This is a genomic window from Streptococcus mitis (assembly GCF_023109515.1).
Taxonomy (GTDB): domain Bacteria; phylum Bacillota; class Bacilli; order Lactobacillales; family Streptococcaceae; genus Streptococcus; species Streptococcus mitis_CS.
This window is the reverse complement of sequence record NZ_JALDUM010000001.1, coordinates 656,901-678,219: the sequence shown is the minus strand read 5'-3', so window position 1 is coordinate 678,219 and position 21,319 is coordinate 656,901. Positions and strand designations below refer to the sequence as shown.

Annotated in this window: 19 protein-coding genes; 15 read left to right on the top strand and 4 right to left on the bottom strand. The window is 40.6% G+C overall.

The window, feature by feature from the left end; all coding sequences use genetic code 11:
* Positions 1-5: 5 nt before the first annotated feature.
* Together M1G05_RS03365 and M1G05_RS03360 are read right to left on the bottom strand one after the other, a co-directional pair.
* Positions 6-965, bottom strand: a complete 960-nt coding sequence (locus M1G05_RS03365) for a ribose-phosphate diphosphokinase (protein ID WP_084926530.1) — start codon at positions 963-965, stop codon at positions 6-8.
* 111 nt (positions 966-1,076) lie between these two features.
* Complete coding sequence (locus M1G05_RS03360; RefSeq protein WP_247953104.1) at positions 1,077-1,646, bottom strand: CYTH domain-containing protein; 570 nt, start codon at positions 1,644-1,646, stop codon at positions 1,077-1,079.
* Positions 1,647-1,774: 128 nt separating this feature from the next.
* On the opposite strand from M1G05_RS03360, the gene yjbM reads away from it, so the two are divergent.
* The 11 genes from yjbM (at position 1,775) to M1G05_RS03305 (ending at position 10,741) form a co-directional block, all read left to right on the top strand.
* Positions 1,775-2,446 (top strand): GTP diphosphokinase, encoded by a 672-nt coding sequence (yjbM, locus tag M1G05_RS03355; protein WP_070527712.1) that lies wholly within the window; start codon positions 1,775-1,777, stop codon positions 2,444-2,446.
* Entirely contained in the window at positions 2,430-3,248 is an 819-nt protein-coding gene (locus M1G05_RS03350) for an NAD kinase (protein WP_000799056.1), read from the top strand. Before yjbM ends, M1G05_RS03350 begins: the two co-directional genes overlap by 17 nt.
* Positions 3,245-4,141: an RluA family pseudouridine synthase gene (locus M1G05_RS03345; RefSeq protein WP_247953103.1), complete on the top strand. Its 897-nt coding sequence runs from the start codon at positions 3,245-3,247 to the stop codon at positions 4,139-4,141. The genes M1G05_RS03350 and M1G05_RS03345 overlap by 4 nt, the downstream gene beginning before the upstream one ends.
* Before the next feature lie 43 nt (positions 4,142-4,184).
* Positions 4,185-5,159, top strand: coding sequence for a phosphate acetyltransferase (pta, locus tag M1G05_RS03340; RefSeq protein ID WP_049544223.1), 975 nt, complete (start codon positions 4,185-4,187; stop codon positions 5,157-5,159).
* 82 nt (positions 5,160-5,241) lie between these two features.
* On the top strand, positions 5,242-6,417 hold the full coding sequence (gene mutY / locus M1G05_RS03335) for an A/G-specific adenine glycosylase (RefSeq protein ID WP_247953102.1): 1,176 nt from the start codon (positions 5,242-5,244) through the stop codon (positions 6,415-6,417).
* Between the two features lie 55 nt (positions 6,418-6,472).
* Complete coding sequence (gene yycF / locus M1G05_RS03330) at positions 6,473-7,180, top strand: response regulator YycF (RefSeq protein WP_247953101.1); 708 nt, start codon at positions 6,473-6,475, stop codon at positions 7,178-7,180.
* A complete protein-coding gene (gene vicK / locus M1G05_RS03325; protein ID WP_247953100.1) occupies positions 7,173-8,522 on the top strand; it encodes a cell wall metabolism sensor histidine kinase VicK in 1,350 nt (449 codons plus the stop codon). Before yycF ends, vicK begins: the two co-directional genes overlap by 8 nt.
* A 1-nt stretch (position 8,523) precedes the next feature.
* The gene (locus M1G05_RS03320) at positions 8,524-9,333 is read left to right on the top strand and encodes an MBL fold metallo-hydrolase (protein ID WP_000004960.1); all 810 of its coding nucleotides are present in this window, start codon (positions 8,524-8,526) and stop codon (positions 9,331-9,333) included.
* Between the two features lie 90 nt (positions 9,334-9,423).
* Positions 9,424-9,666: a type II toxin-antitoxin system RelB family antitoxin gene (relB, locus tag M1G05_RS03315; protein WP_000208079.1), complete on the top strand. Its 243-nt coding sequence runs from the start codon at positions 9,424-9,426 to the stop codon at positions 9,664-9,666.
* Between the two features lies 1 nt (position 9,667).
* Positions 9,668-9,922, top strand: a complete 255-nt coding sequence (locus tag M1G05_RS03310; RefSeq protein WP_004239453.1) for a type II toxin-antitoxin system RelE family toxin — start codon at positions 9,668-9,670, stop codon at positions 9,920-9,922.
* A 45-nt stretch (positions 9,923-9,967) separates the two neighbouring features.
* Positions 9,968-10,741, top strand: a complete 774-nt coding sequence (locus tag M1G05_RS03305; RefSeq protein WP_004254229.1) for a potassium channel family protein — start codon at positions 9,968-9,970, stop codon at positions 10,739-10,741.
* Between the two features lie 37 nt (positions 10,742-10,778).
* Here the strand turns inward: M1G05_RS03305 and M1G05_RS03300 are convergent, their stop codons facing one another.
* Together M1G05_RS03300 and M1G05_RS03295 are read right to left on the bottom strand one after the other, a co-directional pair.
* Positions 10,779-11,126, bottom strand: coding sequence for a thioredoxin (locus M1G05_RS03300; protein WP_004254233.1), 348 nt, complete (start codon positions 11,124-11,126; stop codon positions 10,779-10,781).
* 111 nt (positions 11,127-11,237) lie between these two features.
* A complete protein-coding gene (locus tag M1G05_RS03295; protein WP_247953099.1) occupies positions 11,238-12,956 on the bottom strand; it encodes a phospho-sugar mutase in 1,719 nt (572 codons plus the stop codon).
* A 153-nt stretch (positions 12,957-13,109) separates the two neighbouring features.
* Between M1G05_RS03295 and M1G05_RS03290 the strand changes: the two genes are divergently transcribed.
* The 4 genes from M1G05_RS03290 (at position 13,110) to M1G05_RS03275 (ending at position 21,092) form a co-directional block, all read left to right on the top strand.
* Positions 13,110-15,011 (top strand): ABC transporter ATP-binding protein, encoded by a 1,902-nt coding sequence (locus M1G05_RS03290; RefSeq protein ID WP_084947058.1) that lies wholly within the window; start codon positions 13,110-13,112, stop codon positions 15,009-15,011.
* A 63-nt stretch (positions 15,012-15,074) separates the two neighbouring features.
* Positions 15,075-17,033 carry an NAD-dependent DNA ligase LigA gene (ligA, locus tag M1G05_RS03285; RefSeq protein WP_247953098.1) on the top strand — a complete coding sequence of 653 codons (1,959 nt, stop codon included), beginning with the start codon at positions 15,075-15,077 and terminating at the stop codon, positions 17,031-17,033.
* Positions 17,034-17,186: 153 nt separating this feature from the next.
* Positions 17,187-19,472: a type I pullulanase gene (gene pulA / locus M1G05_RS03280; protein ID WP_247953097.1), complete on the top strand. Its 2,286-nt coding sequence runs from the start codon at positions 17,187-17,189 to the stop codon at positions 19,470-19,472.
* Between the two features lie 195 nt (positions 19,473-19,667).
* Positions 19,668-21,092, top strand: a complete 1,425-nt coding sequence (locus M1G05_RS03275; protein WP_000199367.1) for an NADP-dependent glyceraldehyde-3-phosphate dehydrogenase — start codon at positions 19,668-19,670, stop codon at positions 21,090-21,092.
* The last annotated feature ends 227 nt before the right edge of the window (positions 21,093-21,319 follow it).

Sequence of the window (21,319 nt, the reverse complement as noted above, 5' to 3'; positions counted from 1 at the left end):
TCACCTTATTTCTTTTTGTTGTAGGCAAAGAGTGGGCTGACTGGTTTTCTTTCGTGAATACGGACGATAGCATCACCAATTAACTCACTAGCAGTGATGTAGCATACGTTTTTAGGAGTTTTTTCTTTTGTTGCTACTGAATCAGTCACAAGAATTTCTTTAATATTAGTATTGTCAAGAAGTTCAGCAGCTCCTTCGACGAAGAGACCGTGGCTAGAAACAGCATAAATTTCTGTAGCTCCTTCACGTTCAACGATTTTAGCAGCTTCAGAGAAGGTACGTCCTGTATTTAAAATATCGTCAATCAAGATAGCTTTCTTGCCTTCAACATCACCGATAATATAACCTTCGTTACGAGTTGCATCGTCTTGAGGGTAGTCGATAATGGCGATAGGAGCATCAAGATATTCAGCCAAGCTACGGGCACGTTTCACACCTGAATTTTTAGGGCTGACGACAACAACATCTGACCCAAGTAGACCCTTATCGCAGTAATGTTTTGCAAATAGAGGAACTGTGAAAAGGTTATCAACAGGAATGTCAAAGAAGCCTTGAACCTGAACGGCATGCAAATCAAGCGTAAGGACACGGTCAACTCCAGCCTTAACCAGCATATTAGCAACTAGTTTAGCTGTAAGTGGCTCACGAGGTGAAGCAATGCGGTCTTGACGTGCATAGCCAAAATATGGAAGGACAACGTTGATACTGTGGGCACTTGCGCGCACACAAGCGTCAACCATGATCAACAATTCCATTAGGTGGTTGTTAACAGGGAAACTTGTAGACTGGATGATGTAAACATCATAACCACGGACACTTTCTTCGATATTCACTTGGATTTCTCCGTCTGAAAATTGACGTGATGATAGTTTTCCAAGGGGTACACCAACAGCTTGTGCAATTTTCTGTGCAATCTCTTGGTTAGAGTTGAGTGCGAAAAGTTTCATGTTTTTTCTATCTGACATTATAGACCGTCCTCTGTAAACTTTTTAAATCCTAGCCATATCTGCCTAGCCTATATGAACTGGGATTTTTGTATTTTATCTCTTCTATTTTACCAAAAAATGGAGATTATTTCAGCTATTTTTCATGCTTTTGACAAATCGAACCAATTTTGAGGGAGCTTTTTGATAAGCGATCTGATTTTCATCTAAAAATTGCTGGAAATCTTGTTTCCCTTGCTCGTGATTTTCCACTTCAAGCTCTAATTCGTAATCTGTAATATCAAAGTACTGACTTTCATCTAGCGCCATGAGACCAATAGCTGTTTGCATTTCATAGCGAAGCGTTGTTAGACAGCCAAGAATCTGCCATTCACTAGTTTTAATACCATGTTTAGCCAATTCATCCAGTACTAGCCCTTGAGGAAGTTCTTTCTTGCTCAGATAGTTTTCAGCATCTTTTAGTTGCAATTTTTGATTGTATTCCATGTTTCCGACACTTTGTGGGACTTTGAGTGTCAATTCTGCCCAGTCTTCAAAGGTTCGAATACGCATAGCGACTTTCTTTTCTCGCAGTTCAAAATCAGGCGTGTCTATGTAGTAATTTTTTTGAAGAACAGGAGTGACGTCTGTGAACTGGTCTTTTAGACGATTGTATTCATCTTTTTTCAAGAGTGTTTTCAATTCAATTTCTAAATGTTTCATTTTTCTTACCTTTTCTTTATCGTTGAAAGCGGATTTATGGTATAATAAGCATTGTATTTATTGTATATGAATCTGGAGAAAAAATCAAAGGTATTTTTGAAGGATAATATGAGAACAAGGGAGAATATATGACCTTAGAATGGGAAGAATTTCTAGATCCTTACATTCAAGCTGTTGGTGAGTTAAAGATTAAACTTCGTGGTATTCGGAAGCAATATCGTAAACAAAATAAGCATTCTCCGATTGAGTTTGTGACTGGTCGAGTCAAACCGATTGAAAGTATCAAGGAAAAAATGGCTCGTCGTGGCATTACTTATGCGACCTTGGAACACGATCTGCAAGATATTGCCGGCTTGCGTGTGATGGTCCAGTTTGTAGATGACGTCAAGGAAGTAGTGGAGATTTTGCGCAAACGTCAGGATATGCGGATCATACAAGAGCGTGATTACATTACTCATCGAAAATCCTCAGGCTATCGTTCCTATCATGTGGTAGTTGAATATTCGGTTGATACCATTAATGGAGCTAAGACCATTTTGGCGGAAATTCAAATTCGTACCTTGGCTATGAATTTTTGGGCAACGATAGAACATTCTCTCAACTACAAGTACCAAGGGGATTTCCCAGAGGAAATTAAAAAGAGACTGGAAATTACTGCCAAAATTGCCCATCAGTTGGATGAAGAAATGGGTAAAATTCGAGATGATATCCAGGAAGCCCAGGCTCTTTTTGATCCTTTGAGTAGAAAATTAAATGACGGTGTAGGAAACAGTGACGATACAGATGAAGAATACAGGTAAACGAATTGACCTGATAGCAAATAGAAAACCGCAGAGTCAAAGGGTTTTGTATGAATTGCGAGATCGTTTGAAGAGAAATCAGTTTATACTCAATGATACCAATCCGGACATTGTCATCTCCATTGGTGGGGATGGTATGCTCTTGTCGGCTTTTCATAAGTACGAAAACCAGCTTGACAAGGTACGCTTTATCGGTGTTCACACTGGACATTTGGGCTTCTATACGGACTACCGTGATTTTGAGTTGGACAAGCTAGTGACTAATTTGCAGCTAGATACCGGAGCAAGAGTCTCTTACCCTGTTCTGAATGTGAAGGTTTTTCTTGAAAATGGTGAAGTGAAGATTTTTAGAGCACTGAATGAAGCCAGTATCCGCAGGTCTGATCGAACCATGGTGGCGGATGTTGTGATTAACGGTGTCCACTTTGAACGTTTTCGTGGAGATGGGCTAACAGTTTCGACACCGACTGGTAGTACGGCTTATAATAAGTCTCTTGGCGGTGCAGTGTTACATCCTACCATTGAAGCTCTTCAGTTGACGGAAATTGCCAGCCTAAATAATCGTGTCTATCGAACGCTGGGTTCGTCCATTATTGTTCCAAAGAAGGATAAGATTGAACTTATCCCGACGAGAAACGATTACCATACTATTTCGGTTGACAATAGCGTTTATTCCTTCCGCAATATTGAACGAATTGAGTATCAAATCGACCATCATAAGATTCACTTTGTCGCATCACCGAGCCATACCAGTTTCTGGAATCGTGTTAAGGACGCTTTTATCGGCGAGGTGGACGAATGAGATTTGAATTTATCGCAGATGAGCATGTCAAGGTCAAGACCTTTTTGAAAAAGCACGAGGTTTCTAAGGGGCTGCTGGCTAAGATTAAGTTTCGAGGTGGAGCTATTCTGGTCAATGACCAACCGCAAAATGCGACGTATCTATTGGATATTGGAGACCGCGTTGTCATTAATATTCCTGCTGAGGAAGGCTTTGAAACTCTAGAAGCTATCGAGCGCCCACTGGATATTCTCTATGAGGATGACCATTTTCTAGTCTTAAACAAACCCTATGGAGTGGCTTCTATTCCTAGTGTCAACCACTCCAATACAATCGCTAATTTTATCAAGGGTTACTACGTCAAGCAACACTATGAAAATCAGCAGGTTCACATTGTAACTAGACTTGATAGAGATACTTCTGGCTTGATGCTCTTTGCTAAGCACGGCTATGCCCATGCACGATTAGACAAGCAGTTGCAGAAGAAGTCCATTGAAAAACGTTACTTTGCTTTGGTTAAAGGTGATGGCCACTTGGAAGCAGAGGGGGAAATTATTGCTCCGATTGCGCGTGATGAAGACTCTATTATCACTAGAAGAGTAGCTAAAGGTGGGAAGTACGCCCATACTTCCTACAAGATTGTAGCATCTTATGGGAATATTCACTTGGTTGATATTCGCCTGCATACTGGACGAACCCACCAAATCAGAGTCCATTTTTCTCATATTGGTTTTCCTTTATTGGGAGATGACTTGTACGGTGGTAGTTTGGACGACGGCATCCAACGTCAGGCCCTGCATTGCCATTACCTATCCTTTTATCATCCATTTTTAGAGCAAGACTTGCAGTTAGAAAGTCCCTTGCCGGATGATTTTAGCAACCTTATTACCCAGTTATCAACTAATACTCTATAAAAACTAATTCAGAGTATAATTATTATCTTAAAGGAGAAAACTCATGGAAGTTTTTGAAAGTCTCAAAGCCAACTTGGTTGGTAAAAATGCTCGTATCGTTCTCCCTGAAGGGGAAGAACCTCGTATTCTTCAAGCGACTAAACGCCTGGTAAAAGAAACAGAAGTGATTCCTGTTTTGCTTGGAAATCCTGAAAAAATTAAAATTTATCTTGAAATCGAAGGTATCGAAGATGGTTATGAAGTCATCGATCCTCAACATTATCCTCAATTTGAAGAAATGGTCGCTGCCTTGGTAGAGCGTCGCAAGGGCAAAATGTCTGAAGAAGATGCACGCAAGGTTTTGGTTGAAGATGTCAACTATTTTGGTGTTATGTTGGTTTACTTGGGCTTGGTTGATGGAATGGTGTCAGGTGCGATTCACTCAACTGCTTCAACAGTTCGTCCAGCCCTTCAAATCATCAAAACTCGTCCAAATGTAACTCGTACTTCAGGTGCCTTTCTCATGGTTCGTGGTACTGAACGTTACTTATTTGGAGACTGTGCCATCAACATCAATCCAGATGCAGAAGCCTTGGCTGAAATTGCCATCAACTCAGCAATCACAGCTAAGATGTTTGGCATCGAGCCTAAAATTGCTATGCTAAGCTATTCTACTAAAGGTTCAGGATTTGGAGAAAGCGTTGATAAGGTTGTTGAAGCAACTAAAATTGCTCACGACTTGCGTCCTGACCTTGAAATCGATGGTGAGTTGCAATTTGATGCGGCCTTTGTTCCTGAAACTGCAGCTTTGAAAGCTCCTGGAAGTACAGTAGCTGGTCAAGCAAATGTCTTCATCTTCCCAGGTATCGAGGCAGGAAATATCGGCTACAAGATGGCTGAACGTCTTGGTGGTTTTGCAGCTGTTGGTCCTGTTTTGCAAGGTTTGAACAAGCCAGTTAACGACCTTTCTCGTGGATGTAATGCAGATGATGTTTACAAGTTGACCCTTATCACAGCAGCTCAAGCAGTTCATCAATAAGATTTACTCCTCTTTCCCTTGGGAAGAGGCTTTTTAATACTAGGAAAAGGACAGTAAGAGTCTTCTGTGTTATACTAGAGATATGTTAGATTTGAAAGAATACGGTATCGTCATGTGGCCGGAGGAGAAGATCATTTCTTTCCGTGAAAAACTTCTTGCCTGGTATGATGAAAACAAAAGAGATTTACCATGGCGTAGGAGTAAGAATCCTTATCATATCTGGGTCTCTGAAATTATGCTTCAGCAGACCAGGGTGGATACGGTTATCCCTTACTATGAACGATTCTTGGACTGGTTTCCAACAGTGGAAAGTTTGGCAACTGCCCCTGAAGAGCGTTTGTTGAAGGCTTGGGAAGGTTTGGGGTATTATTCTCGAGTACGCAATATGCAGACTGCGGCTCAGCAGATTATGACAGACTTTGGTGGTCAATTCCCAAACACCTATGAAGGAATTTCCATCTTGAAAGGTATTGGACCTTACACAGCAGGAGCCATATCCAGTATTGCTTTTAATTTGCCTGAGCCGGCTGTAGATGGTAATGTCATGCGGGTCTTGGCGCGTCTATTTGAAGTTAATCACGATATTGGGATTCCTAGCAATCGAAAGATTTTCCAAGCCATGATGGAAATCCTGATTGACCCAGAACGGCCAGGTGACTTTAATCAAGCCTTGATGGACTTGGGATCTGATATTGAGGCTCCTGTAAATCCCAGACCAGAAGAAAGCCCAGTTAAGGACTTTAGTGCGGCATATCAGAATGGAAGCATGGACCGTTATCCAATTAAGGCTCCAAAGAAAAAGCCAATTCCCATTTATCTTAAAGCCTTAGTTGTGAAAAATTCTCAGGGACAATTTTTACTTGAAAAAAATGAAAGTGAAAAGCTATTGGCAGGTTTTTGGCATTTCCCACTGGTAGAAGTAGATAACTTTTCGCAAGAGGAGCAGTTTGACCTCTTTCATCAGGTTGCGGAAGAAAGTGTGAACTTTGGTCCCAGTCCAGAGGAGAGTTTTCAGCAGGACTATGACTTAGATGTTGATTGGCTTGATGTTTATTTTGAGACTGTCAAGCATATCTTTAGCCATCGCAAGTGGCATGTTCAAATTGTAGCAGGTCAGGTGACTGACTTCCATGATTTTTCAGATAGAGAAGTTCGCTGGCTTTCACCAGAAGAATTCAAGAATGTTCCACTTGCCAAACCCCAACAAAAAATCTGGCAGGCTTATGCAAAAGCCAACTTAGACAGTAGCAAAGACTAGCTATTGTGTCTTCTTTTTATTTTTTTGGTATAATAGTAGAGAAAAAGGTGAACAAATGAAAAAAATATTAATTGTAGATGATGAAAAACCAATCTCGGATATTATCAAGTTTAATATGACCAAGGAAGGTTACGAGGTTGTAACTGCTTTTAATGGTCGTGAAGCGCTAGAGCAATTTGAAGCAGAGCAACCAGATATTATCATTCTGGATTTGATGCTTCCAGAAATTGATGGTTTAGAAGTTGCTAAGGCCATTCGCAAGACAAGTAGTGTGCCTATTATCATGCTTTCAGCTAAAGACAGCGAATTTGATAAGGTCATTGGTTTAGAGCTTGGGGCGGATGACTATGTGACCAAACCCTTCTCAAATCGTGAGTTGCAGGCGCGTGTTAAAGCTCTTCTTCGTCGTACAGATTTAACTTCTGTAGATAATCAGGATTCTGATGAAAAGAAAACTCAACCCTTGCAAATTGGGGACTTAGAGATTGTTCCAGATGCCTACGTGGCTAAAAAATATGGTGAAGAACTAGACTTAACCCACCGTGAATTTGAGCTCTTGTACCACTTGGCTTCTCATATTGGTCAAGTGATTACACGTGAACACTTGCTTGAAACGGTCTGGGGTTATGATTATTTCGGAGATGTTCGGACTGTTGACGTAACTATCAGACGTTTGCGTGAGAAGATTGAAGACACACCAAGTCGTCCAGAGTATATCCTAACACGTCGCGGTGTTGGTTATTATATGAGAAATAATGATTAAACTAATAAAAGACACAGTTTTAACAAGTGATTTTATCTTTATCCTCATTCTACTTGGCTTTATTTTAGTGGTGACCTTGCTATTACTAGAAAATCGTCGGGATAATATTCGGTTGAAGCAAATCAATCAAAAGGTAAAAGACTTGATTGCAGGAGATTATTCTCAGGTATTGGATATGCAGGGAAGTTCTGAAATCACTAATATTACCAATAATCTCAATGATTTATCAGAAGTAATCCGTTTAACCCAAGAAAATCTGGAACAAGAGAGTAAACGATTGCACAGTATCCTCTCTTACATGACAGATGGTGTCCTCGCGACCAATCGTCGTGGTAAGATTACTATGATTAATGACATGGCTAAGAAACAGCTAGGTGTTCAGAAAGAAGAGGTTCTCAATAAAAGTATTCTAGAATTGCTTAAGATTGAAGATGAGTATGACCTTCGTGATTTGATTACCCAAATTCCTGAGCTTATGATTGATTCTCAGGATGCCAATGGTGAATATCTGAGCCTTCGTGTACGCTTTGCCTTGGTGCGTCGTGAGTCTGGCTTTATCTCAGGTTTGGTTGCTGTTTTGCATGATACGACGGAGCAGGAGAAGGAAGAGCGCGAACGGAGACTCTTTGTTTCTAACGTTAGTCATGAGCTACGGACTCCTCTGACCAGTGTAAAATCCTATCTTGAAGCCTTGGATGAGGGGGCCTTGTCAGAACCTGTGGCGCCAGACTTTATCAAGGTATCTCTAGACGAAACCAACCGTATGATGCGGATGGTGACAGATCTTCTTCATCTTTCACGTATTGATAATGCGACCAGTCACCTAGATGTGGAATTAATCAATTTCACTGCCTTTATAACCTTTATCCTCAACCGTTTTGATCAGATAAGAGGGCAGGACGAAGAGAAGAAATATGAACTGGTGAGAGATTATCCAATTACCTCAGTCTGGATAGAGATAGATACAGATAAGATGACACAGGTGATTGATAATATTCTCAACAATGCCATTAAGTATTCACCAGATGGTGGGAAAATCACAGTGACCATGAAGACGACTGATGATCAGATGATTTTATCCATCTCAGACCAAGGATTAGGTATTCCTAAGCAGGATTTGCCACGTATCTTTGACCGTTTCTACCGTGTGGATCGTGCTAGAAGCCGTGCCCAAGGTGGAACAGGTTTAGGGCTGTCTATTGCCAAAGAAATTATCAAACAACATAATGGTTTTATTTGGGCCAAGAGTATATATGGTAAGGGATCAACCTTTACCATTGTGCTCCCTTATGATAAGGATGCAGTGAAGGAAGAAGTATGGGAGGACGAAGTAGAAGACTAGAATGAGTGAAACAGGCTTTAAATACAGTATTTTAGCGTCGGGTTCCAGTGGAAATTCCTTTTATCTGGAAACCCCAAAAAAGAAACTTTTAGTGGATGCGGGCTTGTCGGGTAAGAAAATTACCAGCCTACTTGCTGAAATAAATCGCAAACCAGAAGACTTGGATGCCATTTTGATTACCCATGAGCATTCAGACCATATCCATGGAGTAGGTGTTTTGGCTCGCAAGTATGGTATGGATCTTTACGCCAATGAAAAGACCTGGCAGGCTATGGAAAATAGCAAGTATCTTGGCAAGGTGGATTCTTCGCAAAAGCATATCTTTGAAATGGGCAAAACAAAAACCTTTGGAGATATCGACATCGAGAGTTTTGGTGTAAGTCATGATGCAGTCGCACCGCAGTTCTATCGCTTTATGAAGGATGACAAGAGTTTTGTCCTTTTGACAGATACAGGTTATGTTAGTGACCGTATGGCAGGAATTGTCGAGAATGCAGATGGCTATCTTATCGAGTCCAACCATGATGTAGAGATTTTGCGAGCAGGTTCTTACGCTTGGCGACTCAAACAACGAATACTATCGGATCTGGGTCACCTTTCTAACGAGGACGGTGCTGAAGCTATGATTCGTACCTTGGGAAACCGCACTAAGAAAATCTACCTTGGTCATTTATCTAAGGAGAACAATATCAAGGAACTGGCTCATATGACCATGGTAAATCAGTTGGCTCAAGCTGATCTTGGAGTTGGGATAGACTTTAAGGTATATGATACCTCACCAGATACCGCAACACCATTGACAGATATATAGAAAGAACGCTAAGAAGGTGTTCTTTTTATATTGACTGAACACCTAAAAAGTAATACAATGGTGTTACTATTAAAAAAGGGAGTGCAAAAGATGACTACTATTACATTAAAAGTTTCTGAAGCTGATAAAACATTTATGAAAGCAATGGCTAAGTTTGAAGGAGTTTCCCTGTCGGAACTTATCCGCACCAAAACTCTTGAAGCTCTAGAAGATGAATACGATGCTCGTGTGGCAGATTTAGCCTATCAAGAGTATTTAGAAGACTTGGAAAAAGGAGTTGAACCCATTACTTGGGAAGAAATGATGCATGATTTAGGCTTGGAGGATGAATAATTTGTATAAATTAGTTCCAACAAGACGTTTCATCAAGCAATTGAAAAAATTGGATCGTTATACGCAGAAGATAATTACAAACTATTTACAAACCAATGTTTTGGAAGACCCGAGACGACACGGAAAGGCTTTGGTTGGTAATCGCGTTGGTCAATGGCGCTATAGAATTGGTAATTATCGAGTTATCGTACAAATTGTAGATGATGAATTAGTCATTGCTACTTTAGAAGTTGGTCATCGGAGAGATATTTATTGAATTAAAGTTGAGTAATAACAGTATAGAAAGTGAGGAGAGTAAAATTTGAAGAAAAAATGGTTTTTTGCAGATTATTATGATACAACAATTATTTTACTTGCTTTAATCTCTGTTATTCTGGTATTACTTGGATTTGCTGAGATGATTGATTTAGACAGTCCTCCATACAGTATTATTGACTTACAACTTTGGTTTGTGTTTGTGGTAGATTATGGTTGGCGGTTCTTTTCAAGTAAAGCAAAATGGAGGTTTATAATTGAAAATATCTTTGATCTGCTAGCTATCCTGCCTTTAAATGCTATTTTTACAGTATTTCGATTAGGGCGTATCTTCCGCTTAGCAAGGTTGACAAAATTACTGAAACTGACTCGTTTACTTAGAATAATTGGACTTACAGGTAAATTAGAAAGAAAAATTAGTAGATTCTTACGGACAAATGGCCTGATTTATATCTTGTATGTTAATATCTTTATTGTGCTAGTAGGAAGTTCAATTTTATCTGTAGTTGAAGAGAAATCCTTCTCAGATAGTCTTTGGTGGGCTCTTGTGACAGTAACTACTGTTGGTTATGGTGATATTGTTCCAATTTCACTTTTTGGGAAATGGATAGCTGTTTTATTAATGTTGGTAGGGATTGGTACAATAGGAATGTTAACAAGTGCCTTGACGAACTTTTTTGTAAAAGATAATCCAGATGAACAGATAAAACTTGATAAACTTAAAGACGAATTATCGAGCCAAAGAATATTAATAGAGAAACAATCTGAGAAAATCGAAGAACTGCATCGGATGATACAAGATTTGCTTGAAAAAACGTAATTTTGACCATTTAAAAACCACTCGATGAGTGGCTTTTTTACAATCCAGCGAAATCTTTGATTTCTTGTGCTGACATTGAAGAGTCGCAACGGACATTGATTTGTCCATCCGCAATGTGAACAAATCCTGGTACAGTTGGGATTCCGTAGCGTGAGCGGAATGCTTGCAACTCATTGAGTTGGCTTGGTTCTTCACTATTGATGAAGTAGATGTGGGCTTTGGTTTCAGCTACGACACCTGCCAAAGTACCTGCAAATTTACGGCAGTAAGGGCAAGTTTTGCGACCAATAAAGAAGGTTGCAGTTTCTTTTTTATCAAGAGCTTCTTGCGCACGCGCAACTGTAGTGACTTCAAGGTTTTTGATATTATCTAAAAATTGTTCCATGAGATTACCTCGCTTTCATTGATAAGTCTAGTATGCCATAAAGTTTCTAAAATTGCTTAGATTTGATACGAAAAAAAGATGAGATTAGTTAGTCTCATCTTTTATAGGACCTTATTTTACAAAAGCATTAATTTCTGCTTCAATGTTAGCAATCTTAGCTTGTGATTCTTCGTTTGTTTCACCTACAACTGCAATGTAGAACTTGATTTTTGGTTCTGTACCTGAAGGGCGAACGGCAATCCATGAACCGTCAGCAAGTGTGTATTTCAACACATCACTTGGAGGAGTTGTTAAGTTTGTAACGGTACCGTCAGCAGCAGTAGCAGTTTGTGCCTTGAAGTCTTCTATGACAGTGATAGCTGTTGTGTTCCATTCTTTTGGAGCATTGTTACGGAATTTAGCCATAATCGCTTTGATTTGTTCAGCACCATCGACGCCAGAAAGGGTAACAGAGATAGTCTTTTCAGCGTAGTAGCCGTACTCTTTGTAGATTTCTTCGATACCGTCTGCAAGTGTCAAACCACGTGAACGGTAGTAGGCAGCAAGTTCAGCAACGACAAGGACGGCTTGGATTGCATCTTTATCACGTACAAATGGTTTAATCAAGTAACCGAAGCTTTCTTCAAATCCCATCATGTAAGTGTGATTGTGTTTTTCTTCGAATTCTTGGATTTTTTCAGCGATGAATTTGAAACCAGTCAAGACGTTGAACATAGTTGCGCCGTAGCTTTCAGCAATCTTCGTTACCAAGTCAGTTGATACGATAGATTTACAGAGTGCTGCATTTTCAGGCAGAGTTCCAGCATTTTTGTGGGCTTCCAAGATGTATTTAGCCATGATAGCACCGATTTGGTTACCTGAAAGGTTGAGGTAGCTACCATCTTTTTGAAGAACTTCAACACCAACACGGTCAGCATCAGGGTCAGTTGCGACAAGAACATCTGCACCAACTTGACGACCAAGTTCTTCAGCAAGGGCAAAGGCTGCTTGGCTTTCTGGGTTTGGAGATTTTACAGTTGAGAAATCAGGATCGGCAGTTGCTTGCGCTTCAACGACTTGAACAGAGTCAAATCCTGCTTGGGCAAGAGCGCGACGAGCCAACATTTCACCAGTACCATGAAGTGGTGTGTAGACAATTTTCATGTCTTTACCAAATTCTTCAATCAAGGCTGGGTTGATGTTTACGTCCTTAACCTCTTTAAGGTATTCTACGTCAACAGCTTCGCCGATAACTTCAATCAAGCCAGAAGCTTTTTCAGCTTCCACATCAGCAACTTCAACTGCAAATGGGTTTTCGATAGCACGGATATAAGTAGTCAACGCGTCCGCATCGTGTGGAGGCATTTGTCCACCGTCTTCACCGTAAACCTTGTAACCGTTAAATGGTGCAGGGTTGTGGCTAGCTGTGACCATGATACCTGCGAAACAGTTGAGGTGACGAACTGCAAATGAGAGTTCTGGAGTTGGACGAAGGCTTTCAAATACATAAGATTTGATGCCGTGTTTAGCAAGAACTGCCGCAGATTCAAAGGCAAACTCAGGTGAGAAGTGACGGCTATCGTAGGCAATTGCTACACCGCGTTCTTTTTCGTTTCCACCTTTTGACTCAATCAAACGAGCCAATCCTTCAGTAGCTTGGCGAACAACGTAGATGTTGATACGGTTTGTACCCGCACCAATCAAGCCACGCATACCTGCAGTACCAAATTCAAGATTTGTATAGAAGGCATCTTCCTTAGTTTTTTCATCCATATTTTCTAAATCTTGACGAAGGTAGTCAGGAAGTTCCGCAAAATCAACCCATTTCTGGTAATTTTCTTGGTAAGACATTGAAATTCTCCTTTTTGTAAATTGTTTTAACCGTTCACATTATAGCATTTTTTAGCATTTTAGTAAAACCCTAGCATAATTTACAGAAAAGTAGTGACATATGCCGGTTTATCAAGTCTTGAATGCCTTAGGGAAACATGCTATACTACTCTTATGATTATTTTACAAGCTAATAGAATTGAACGTTCTTTTGCAGGAGAGGTTCTTTTTGATAATATTAACCTACAAGTTGATGAACGAGACCGGATTGCTCTCGTTGGGAAAAATGGTGCAGGTAAGTCTACTCTTTTGAAGATTTTGGTTGGAGAAGAGGAGCCAACTAGTGGAGAAATCAATAAGAAAAAAGATATTTCTCTGTCTTACCTAGCCCAAGATAGCCGTTTTGAGTCTGAAAATACCATCTACGATGAAATGCTTCATGTCTTTGATGACTTACGTCGGACGGAGAAACAACTGCGTCAGATGGAGTTAGAGATGGGTGAAAAGTCTGGTGAGGATTTGAACAAACTGATGTCAGATTATGATCGTTTATCTGAGAATTTTCGCCAAGCAGGTGGCTTTACCTATGAAGCTGATATTCGAGCGATTTTGAATGGATTTAAGTTTGACGAGTCTATGTGGCAGATGAAAATTGCCGAGCTTTCAGGTGGTCAAAATACTCGTTTGGCACTTGCCAAAATGCTTCTTGAAAAGCCAAATCTCTTGGTCTTGGACGAGCCAACTAACCACTTAGATATTGAAACTATAGCCTGGCTAGAGAATTACTTGGTAAATTATAGCGGTGCCCTCATTATCGTCAGCCACGACCGTTATTTCTTAGATAAGGTTGCGACAATTACGCTAGATTTGACCAAGCATTCCTTGGATCGTTATGTGGGGAATTACTCTCGTTTTGTTGAGTTAAAGGAGCAAAAGCTAGCTACTGAGGCAAAAAACTATGAAAAGCAACAAAAGGAAATCGCTGCTCTGGAAGACTTTGTCAATCGCAATCTAGTACGTGCTTCGACGACCAAACGAGCCCAATCTCGACGCAAACAACTGGAAAAAATGGAGCGTTTAGACAAGCCTGAAGCTGGCAAGAAATCAGCCAACATGACCTTCCAGTCTGAAAAAACGTCGGGCAATGTTGTTTTGACTGTTGAGAATGCAGCTATTGGCTATGATGGGGAAATATTGTCAGATCCTATCAACCTAGACCTTCGTAAGATGAATGCTGTTGCTATTGTTGGACCAAATGGTATTGGCAAGTCAACCTTTATCAAGTCTATTGTGGACCAGATTCCTTTTATCAAGGGTGAGAAGCGCTTTGGCGCCAATGTTGAGGTTGGTTACTATGACCAAACCCAAAGCAAGCTGACACCAAGTAATACTGTACTGGATGAACTCTGGAATGATTTTAAACTGACACCAGAAGTTGAAATTCGTAACCGTCTAGGTGCCTTCCTTTTCTCTGGTGATGATGTTAAAAAATCAGTCGGCATGCTGTCTGGTGGCGAGAAAGCCCGTTTACTTCTGGCTAAACTTTCCATGGAAAACAACAACTTCTTGATTCTGGATGAGCCAACCAACCACTTGGATATTGATAGCAAGGAAGTGTTGGAAAATGCCTTGATTGACTTTGATGGAACTCTTCTATTCGTCAGTCACGACCGTTACTTTATCAATCGTGTGGCAACTCATGTACTGGAATTGTCTGAGAATGGATCAACTCTCTATCTTGGAGATTACGACTACTATGTCGAGAAGAAAGCAGAAGTAGAAATGATTCAAACTGAGGAAATTTCAACTACTAATCAAGCAAAAGAAGCAAGTCCAGTTAATGACTATCAAGCTCAGAAAGAAAGTCAAAAAGAAGCCCGTAAACTCATGCGACAAATCGAAAGTCTAGAAGCTGAAATCGAAGAGTTAGAAAGTCAAAGCCAAGACATTTCTGAACAAATGTTGGAAACAAACGATGCCGGCAAACTGGTGGAATTGCAGGCTGAACTGGACAAAATCAGCCATCGTCAGGAAGAAGCTATGCTTGAGTGGGAAGAATTATCAGAGCAGGTGTAAGATTTCTAAGTTTTCTGCCTTTCTCCATTGTGAGGAGGGCTTAATTTATGGTAAAATGGTTTTATGAATAAAAGAATGAATGAGTTAGTCGCCTTGCTCAATCGCTATGCGACTGAATACTATACCAGCGACAATCCGTCGGTTTCAGACAGTGAGTACGACCGCCTTTACCGAGAGTTGGTTGAGTTAGAAACTGCCTATCCAGATCAAGTGCTAGCAGACAGTCCTACCCATCGCGTTGGTGGCAAGGTTTTAGATGGTTTTGAAAAATACAGTCATCAGTATCCTCTTTATAGTTTGCAGGATGCTTTTTCACGTGAGGAGCTTGAAGCTTTTGATGCGCGTGTTCGTAAGGAAGTGGCCCATCCAACCTATATTTGTGAGCTGAAAATCGATGGCTTGTCTATCTCGCTGACGTATGAAAAGGGGATTTTGGTTGCAGGTGCAACGCGTGGAGACGGTTCTGTTGGGGAAAATATCACGGAAAACCTCAAGCGTGTTAAGGACATTCCTTTAACTTTGCAAGAAGAACTTGATATCACGGTTCGTGGGGAATGTTATATGCCACGCGCTTCTTTTGACCAGGTAAACCAAGCTCGCCAAGAAAATGGAGAGCCTGAATTTGCCAATCCTCGTAATGCGGCAGCAGGAACCCTGCGTCAGCTGGATACAGCAGTAGTTGCCAAGCGTAATCTTGCAACGTTTCTCTATCAAGAAGCCAGCCCTTCAACTCGAGATAGTCAAGAAAAAGTGTTGAAGCACCTAGAACAGCTCGGTTTTGTAGTCAATCCTAAGCGGATTTTGGCTGAAAGCATGGATGAGATTTGGAATTTTATCCAAGAAGTAGGACAAGAACGGGACAATCTGCCTTATGATATCGATGGGGTGGTGATCAAGGTCAATGACCTAGCAGGTCAAGAAGAACTTGGTTTTACCGTTAAAGCACCAAAGTGGGCAGTAGCCTATAAGTTCCCTGCTGAGGAAAAAGAAGCCCAACTACTTTCAGTTGATTGGACAGTTGGTCGTACGGGTGTTGTGACCCCAACTGCTAATCTAACACCAGTACAACTAGCTGGTACAACTGTTAGCCGTGCAACCTTGCACAATGTAGATTATATTGCTGAAAAAGATATCCGCAAGGACGATACGGTTATTGTTTATAAGGCTGGAGATATCATCCCTGCTGTCTTGCGTGTGGTAGAGTCCAAACGGGTTTCTGAAGAGAAACTAGATATCCCTACAAACTGCCCAAGTTGTGACTCTGACTTGTTGCACTTTGAAGATGAAGTGGCTTTGCGTTGTATCAATCCGCGTTGTTCTGCTCAAATCATGGAAGGTTTGATTCACTTTGCCTCTCGTGATGCCATGAATATTACAGGTCTTGGTCCTTCAGTAGTTGAAAAACTCTTTGATGCCAATCTGGTCAAGGATGTGGCGGATATTTACCGTTTGAAAGAAGAAGATTTCCTCCTTTTAGAGGGAGTTAAGGAAAAGTCTGCAGCTAAACTGTATCAGGCCATCCAAGCATCTAAGGAAAATTCTGCCGAGAAGCTCTTGTTTGGTTTGGGCATTCGTCATGTCGGCAGTAAGGCCAGTCAGCTTTTACTTCAACATTTCCATTCGATTGAAAATCTGGCTCAGGCAGATCCAGAGGAAGTGGCTAGTATTGAAAGTTTGGGTGGTGTGATTGCTAAGAGTCTTCAGACTTACTTTGCGACAGAAGGTTCTGAAATTCTGCTTAGAGAATTGAAAGAAGCTGGGGTCAATCTGGACTATAAAGGTCAGACAATAGTTGCAGATGCGGCCTTGTCAGGTTTGACCGTTGTATTGACTGGAAAATTGGAACGGCTCAAGCGCTCAGAAGCTAAAAATAAACTCGAAAGTTTGGGTGCTAAAGTGACTGGCAGTGTTTCTAAAAAGACCGACCTCGTCGTGGCAGGTGCAGATGCTGGAAGTAAACTTCAAAAAGCACAAGAACTTGGTATTGAAGTTCGAGATGAAGCTTGGCTCGAAAGTTTGTAAAGAATAGTAGAAGGCTAGATGTTAGATAGTCTGAAACTGTCTATCCTGAAGTGTTTTGACATGAATTGAGTCTATCTTGAGTCAGAAATTAAATTGCTGAATCTATCAGCACCACATAAAAAATTAAATTAAAATTAGAAATTAGGAAAAGAAATGTTAAATTACCCTGTAGTCATCCATTTTCATCGAAAAAACGGGGATTATGCAGCCTGTTCATTTAGTAGAAAACAGGCGGACAATGTTGAAAAATTGTATTATGAAAATAACTTTTTTGGAGCAAAGTTCTCCTTCACAGTTACAAGTCAAGAAAAGTTAGAAAACCTGAAGTTTTCTGTCGAGATTGATGGGACAGTTAAGGAATATTCCGTGCGTTATAACTACTATCCGCTTCTGACAGAAGTTTGGATTTTAGAGGGCGACGAGACTGTTTATTATTCTGAAAACCCAGCCATTGCTAGTCCTTACTACAAGGATCAAAATCCATTTGCTTTTGATGAAGCAATCCATAGCGCTAGTTTTGATCACCACTGGGGCTACCAAGGAGAACTAGGTTACAGTCTTTCAGATTATCAGACAAGCTTTAAGCTTTGGGCTCCTACGGCTACAACTGTACAGGTGGTTGTCTACGAAAATACCAGTAACGACGCTCCGATTTGGAAAACCTTTAATCTAGAGCGTGGTAATAGCTATTCATACAGTCATAAGTACAATACCATTGGTGTTTGGAGTCTAGACTTAGATGAAAATCTTGCTGGCAAGGCTTATCAGTATCAGATTGACTTTCCTCACCACCAAACTGTGACGAGAGATCCTTACACGATTGCCGCAAGTCCTGACGGCAAACGTTCCGTAATTCTTTCTCATCAAGACAGACAAGTAGATGGATTTGAAGTCAAACATGGAACAGATGCTCCTTGGCGTTTAGATAATCCATGTAAAGCGGTTATCTGTGAAATGCATATCCGAGATTTAACCAAATCTCCAACATCTGGAGTTGCAGAGCATCTCCGTGGAACCTTCCTTGGTGCTGCCCAGACTGAAACTGTAAACCAATTCGGACAAGCAACCGCCTTTGACTATATCAAAAAACTTGGCTGCAACTATGTTCAACTCCAGCCTATCTTTGATCGCCATAAGGAATACGATGAGGATGGAAATGCAACCTATAACTGGGGCTATGATCCTCAAAACTACAATGCACCAGAACCAAGTTTCTCCAGCAATCCAGATGATCCAGGACAAGTCGTTCGTGATCTAAAAACGATGGTTCAGGCTTATCATGATGCAGGAATCGGTGTCATCATGGACGTGGTTTATAATCACACCTTTTCAACGGTTGATGCGCCTTTCCAAACAACTGTTCCAGATTATTACTATCGAATGAACCCAGATGGAACCTTCCAAAATGGTACAGGTGTAGGCAATGAAACAGCGAGTGAACATGAAATGTTTCGCAAGTATATGATTGATTCCCTTCTATACTGGGTGCAGGAATACAATATTGACGGTTTTCGTTTTGACTTGATGGGTATTCATGATATCAAAACCATGCAAGCGATTCGTTGGGCGCTAGATGAGGTTGATCCCCGTATTATCACTTATGGAGAAGGCTGGGATATGGGAACAGGTCTTGCACCTTATGATAAGGCCAAGAAGGATAATGCCTACCAAATGCCAAATATCGGATTCTTCAATGATAATCAGCGTGATGCGGTCAAAGGAGGAGAAGTTTATGGTGCAATCAAGTCAGGATTTGTAAGTGGTGCAGCCACTGAACCAATCATTGCCAAGGCCATTCTTGGTAGCCGAGAATTGGGTTCTTATCTCAGTCCAAACCAGGTTCTCAACTATGTTGAAGCCCATGACAATTACAATCTTCATGATTTGTTGGCGACTCTTCATCCTGATCAAAGTTCAGACCAGATTATGCACAAGGTTGAGACGGCGACAGTAATGAACCTTCTCATGCAAGGAATGTCCTTTATGGAAATTGGCCAAGAATTTGGTCGAACCAAATTAATTCCGACGGGTGAACATGGACAACTCACTTCGGCAGACCGAGAACGTGCTATGAATAGTTACAACGCTCCTGACAGTGTTAACCAAATAAACTGGGATTTAATCAATGAAAGACAAGAAAGCATTGACTTTGTCCGTCAAATTATTCGACTGAAAACACAGACTAGCGCCTTTTCTTATCCTACATACGAAGAAGTTTACCGTCATGTCTTTGTTCACACAGCTGCAGAAAATAGCGGATGGATTGTTTACGAGATTCACGGGGGGCCAGAACATCTATTGGTAGTATTCAATGCCAAGGGAACTTCCTTATACTTTGAAAATGCAGGAAATCTAGAAATGCTTGTGACCAATAGTCGTTCGAAACAAGAAAATGTCATTGATGATACTAGTGTCGCAGTGCTAAAAGTACTCTCTTAAATGCATAAACTAAAAAGGGTTAGATTGTCTAATCCTTTTTATCATTTATAAGTTTTCAATGAAGATTAGAATCAAGTTTCAAATAGTTTGAAAAACCAAGCTTGTGAAAATAATCTCAAAAAAATTGCAAAAAGGGTTGTAATTTTCTGAAAATTTGGTAAAATATATCTTAATCATTTTCAGGAGGACGAGAATTTGACAAGATATCAGAATTTAGTAAATGGAAAATGGAAATCAGCTGAAAAAGAAATTACGATTTATTCACCAATAAACCAAGAAGAATTAGGGACTGTTCCAGCTATGACTCAGGCAGAAGTAGATGAGGCTATGAAAGCTGCGCGTGCAGCCCTGCCAGCTTGGCGAGCTTTATCAGCAGTTGAACGTGCGGCTTATTTGCACAAAACAGCAGCTATTTTAGAACGTGATAAGGAAGAAATTGGTACTATACTTGCCAAAGAAGTGGCAAAGGGAATTAAAGCAGCTATTGGAGAAGTGGTGCGTACCGCAGACTTGATTCGCTATGCTGCTGAGGAAGGTCTCCGTATCACTGGACAAGCAATGGAAGGTGGCGGTTTTGAAGCAGCAAGTAAAAATAAATTGGCCGTTGTTCGTCGCGAGCCAGTTGGTGTCGTGCTGGCTATCGCTCCCTTTAATTATCCAGTTAATTTATCTGCTTCTAAAATTGCACCTGCCTTGATTGCAGGGAATGTAGTCATGTTTAAGCCACCAACACAAGGTTCTATTTCTGGGCTCTTGTTGGCTAAAGCGTTTGAAGAAGCAGGGATTCCGGCTGGTGTTTTCAATACCATTACGGGTCGTGGTTCAGAAATTGGGGATTATATCATTGAACACAAAGAAGTCAACTTCATCAACTTTACAGGTTCAACTCCTATCGGAGAACGTATTGGTCGTTTAGCTGGTATGCGTCCAATCATGTTGGAGCTTGGTGGGAAAGATGCAGCCTTAGTACTAGAAGATGCAGATTTGGAACATGCTGCCAAGCAAATTGTTGCGGGTGCCTTTAGCTATTCAGGTCAACGTTGCACAGCCATTAAACGTGTTATTGTTATCGAAAGTGTAGCAGATACACTAGCTGCTTTGCTTCAAGCAGAGGTTACTAAATTAACAGTTGGCGATCCATTCGACAATGCTGATATCACACCAGTTATCGACAATGCTTCAGCAGACTTTATTTGGGGCTTGATTGATGATGCACAAGAAAAAGGTGCTCAGGCTCTTACACCAATCAAACGCGAAGGCAATCTTCTATGGCCAGTGCTTTTTGACCAAGTTACAAAAGATATGAAAGTGGCATGGGAAGAGCCATTTGGTCCTGTTTTACCAATTATCCGTGTGGCTAGTGTAGAGGAAGCCATTGCCTTTGCCAACGAATCTGAATTCGGCCTTCAATCCTCAGTCTTTACAAATGATTTCAAAAAAGCATTTGAAATTGCTGAAAAACTTGAAGTGGGTACAGTTCATATAAATAATAAAACCCAGCGTGGTCCAGATAATTTCCCATTCCTTGGTGTCAAAGGTTCTGGCGCTGGAGTGCAAGGAATTAAATATAGTATTGAAGCGATGACAAATGTCAAATCCATTGTTTTTGATGTGAAATGAAATGTAAAATCAGGAGATTCGTTTCCTGATTTATTTTTTTACTTAAAATTATATTTTTTGTTAGCTAAATAACGAACTTTGTGATAGTATTATTAAAAAACAATTCGTTTTCAAAGCGTTTCTGAAAATTTCTTGATTTACAAGTGAACACATCAGTGAATTTGTTGAAGACTTTCAAAAGATTTTTTTGCAAATTCCGTAATTTACTTGAATCTTCCCTAAAAAGG

Excerpts from the sequence above, each read along its gene's own strand:
- pulA (WP_247953097.1), top strand. The coding sequence starts at position 17,187 with ATGTTAAATTACCCTGTAGTCATCCATTTTCATCGAAAAAACGGGGAT.
- yjbM (WP_070527712.1), top strand. The coding sequence starts at position 1,775 with ATGACCTTAGAATGGGAAGAATTTCTAGATCCTTACATTCAAGCTGTT.
- M1G05_RS03295 (WP_247953099.1), bottom strand. The coding sequence starts at position 12,956 with ATGTCTTACCAAGAAAATTACCAGAAATGGGTTGATTTTGCGGAACTT.
- vicK (WP_247953100.1), top strand. The coding sequence starts at position 7,173 with ATGATTAAACTAATAAAAGACACAGTTTTAACAAGTGATTTTATCTTT.
- M1G05_RS03320 (WP_000004960.1), top strand. The coding sequence starts at position 8,524 with ATGAGTGAAACAGGCTTTAAATACAGTATTTTAGCGTCGGGTTCCAGT.
- M1G05_RS03345 (WP_247953103.1), top strand. The coding sequence starts at position 3,245 with ATGAGATTTGAATTTATCGCAGATGAGCATGTCAAGGTCAAGACCTTT.
- M1G05_RS03360 (WP_247953104.1), bottom strand. The coding sequence starts at position 1,646 with ATGAAACATTTAGAAATTGAATTGAAAACACTCTTGAAAAAAGATGAA.
- mutY (WP_247953102.1), top strand. The coding sequence starts at position 5,242 with ATGTTAGATTTGAAAGAATACGGTATCGTCATGTGGCCGGAGGAGAAG.
- relB (WP_000208079.1), top strand. The coding sequence starts at position 9,424 with ATGACTACTATTACATTAAAAGTTTCTGAAGCTGATAAAACATTTATG.
- M1G05_RS03365 (WP_084926530.1), bottom strand. The coding sequence starts at position 965 with ATGTCAGATAGAAAAAACATGAAACTTTTCGCACTCAACTCTAACCAA.
- M1G05_RS03350 (WP_000799056.1), top strand. The coding sequence starts at position 2,430 with ATGAAGAATACAGGTAAACGAATTGACCTGATAGCAAATAGAAAACCG.
- pta (WP_049544223.1), top strand. The coding sequence starts at position 4,185 with ATGGAAGTTTTTGAAAGTCTCAAAGCCAACTTGGTTGGTAAAAATGCT.
- M1G05_RS03290 (WP_084947058.1), top strand. The coding sequence starts at position 13,110 with ATGATTATTTTACAAGCTAATAGAATTGAACGTTCTTTTGCAGGAGAG.
- yycF (WP_247953101.1), top strand. The coding sequence starts at position 6,473 with ATGAAAAAAATATTAATTGTAGATGATGAAAAACCAATCTCGGATATT.
- M1G05_RS03300 (WP_004254233.1), bottom strand. The coding sequence starts at position 11,126 with ATGGAACAATTTTTAGATAATATCAAAAACCTTGAAGTCACTACAGTT.
- ligA (WP_247953098.1), top strand. The coding sequence starts at position 15,075 with ATGAATAAAAGAATGAATGAGTTAGTCGCCTTGCTCAATCGCTATGCG.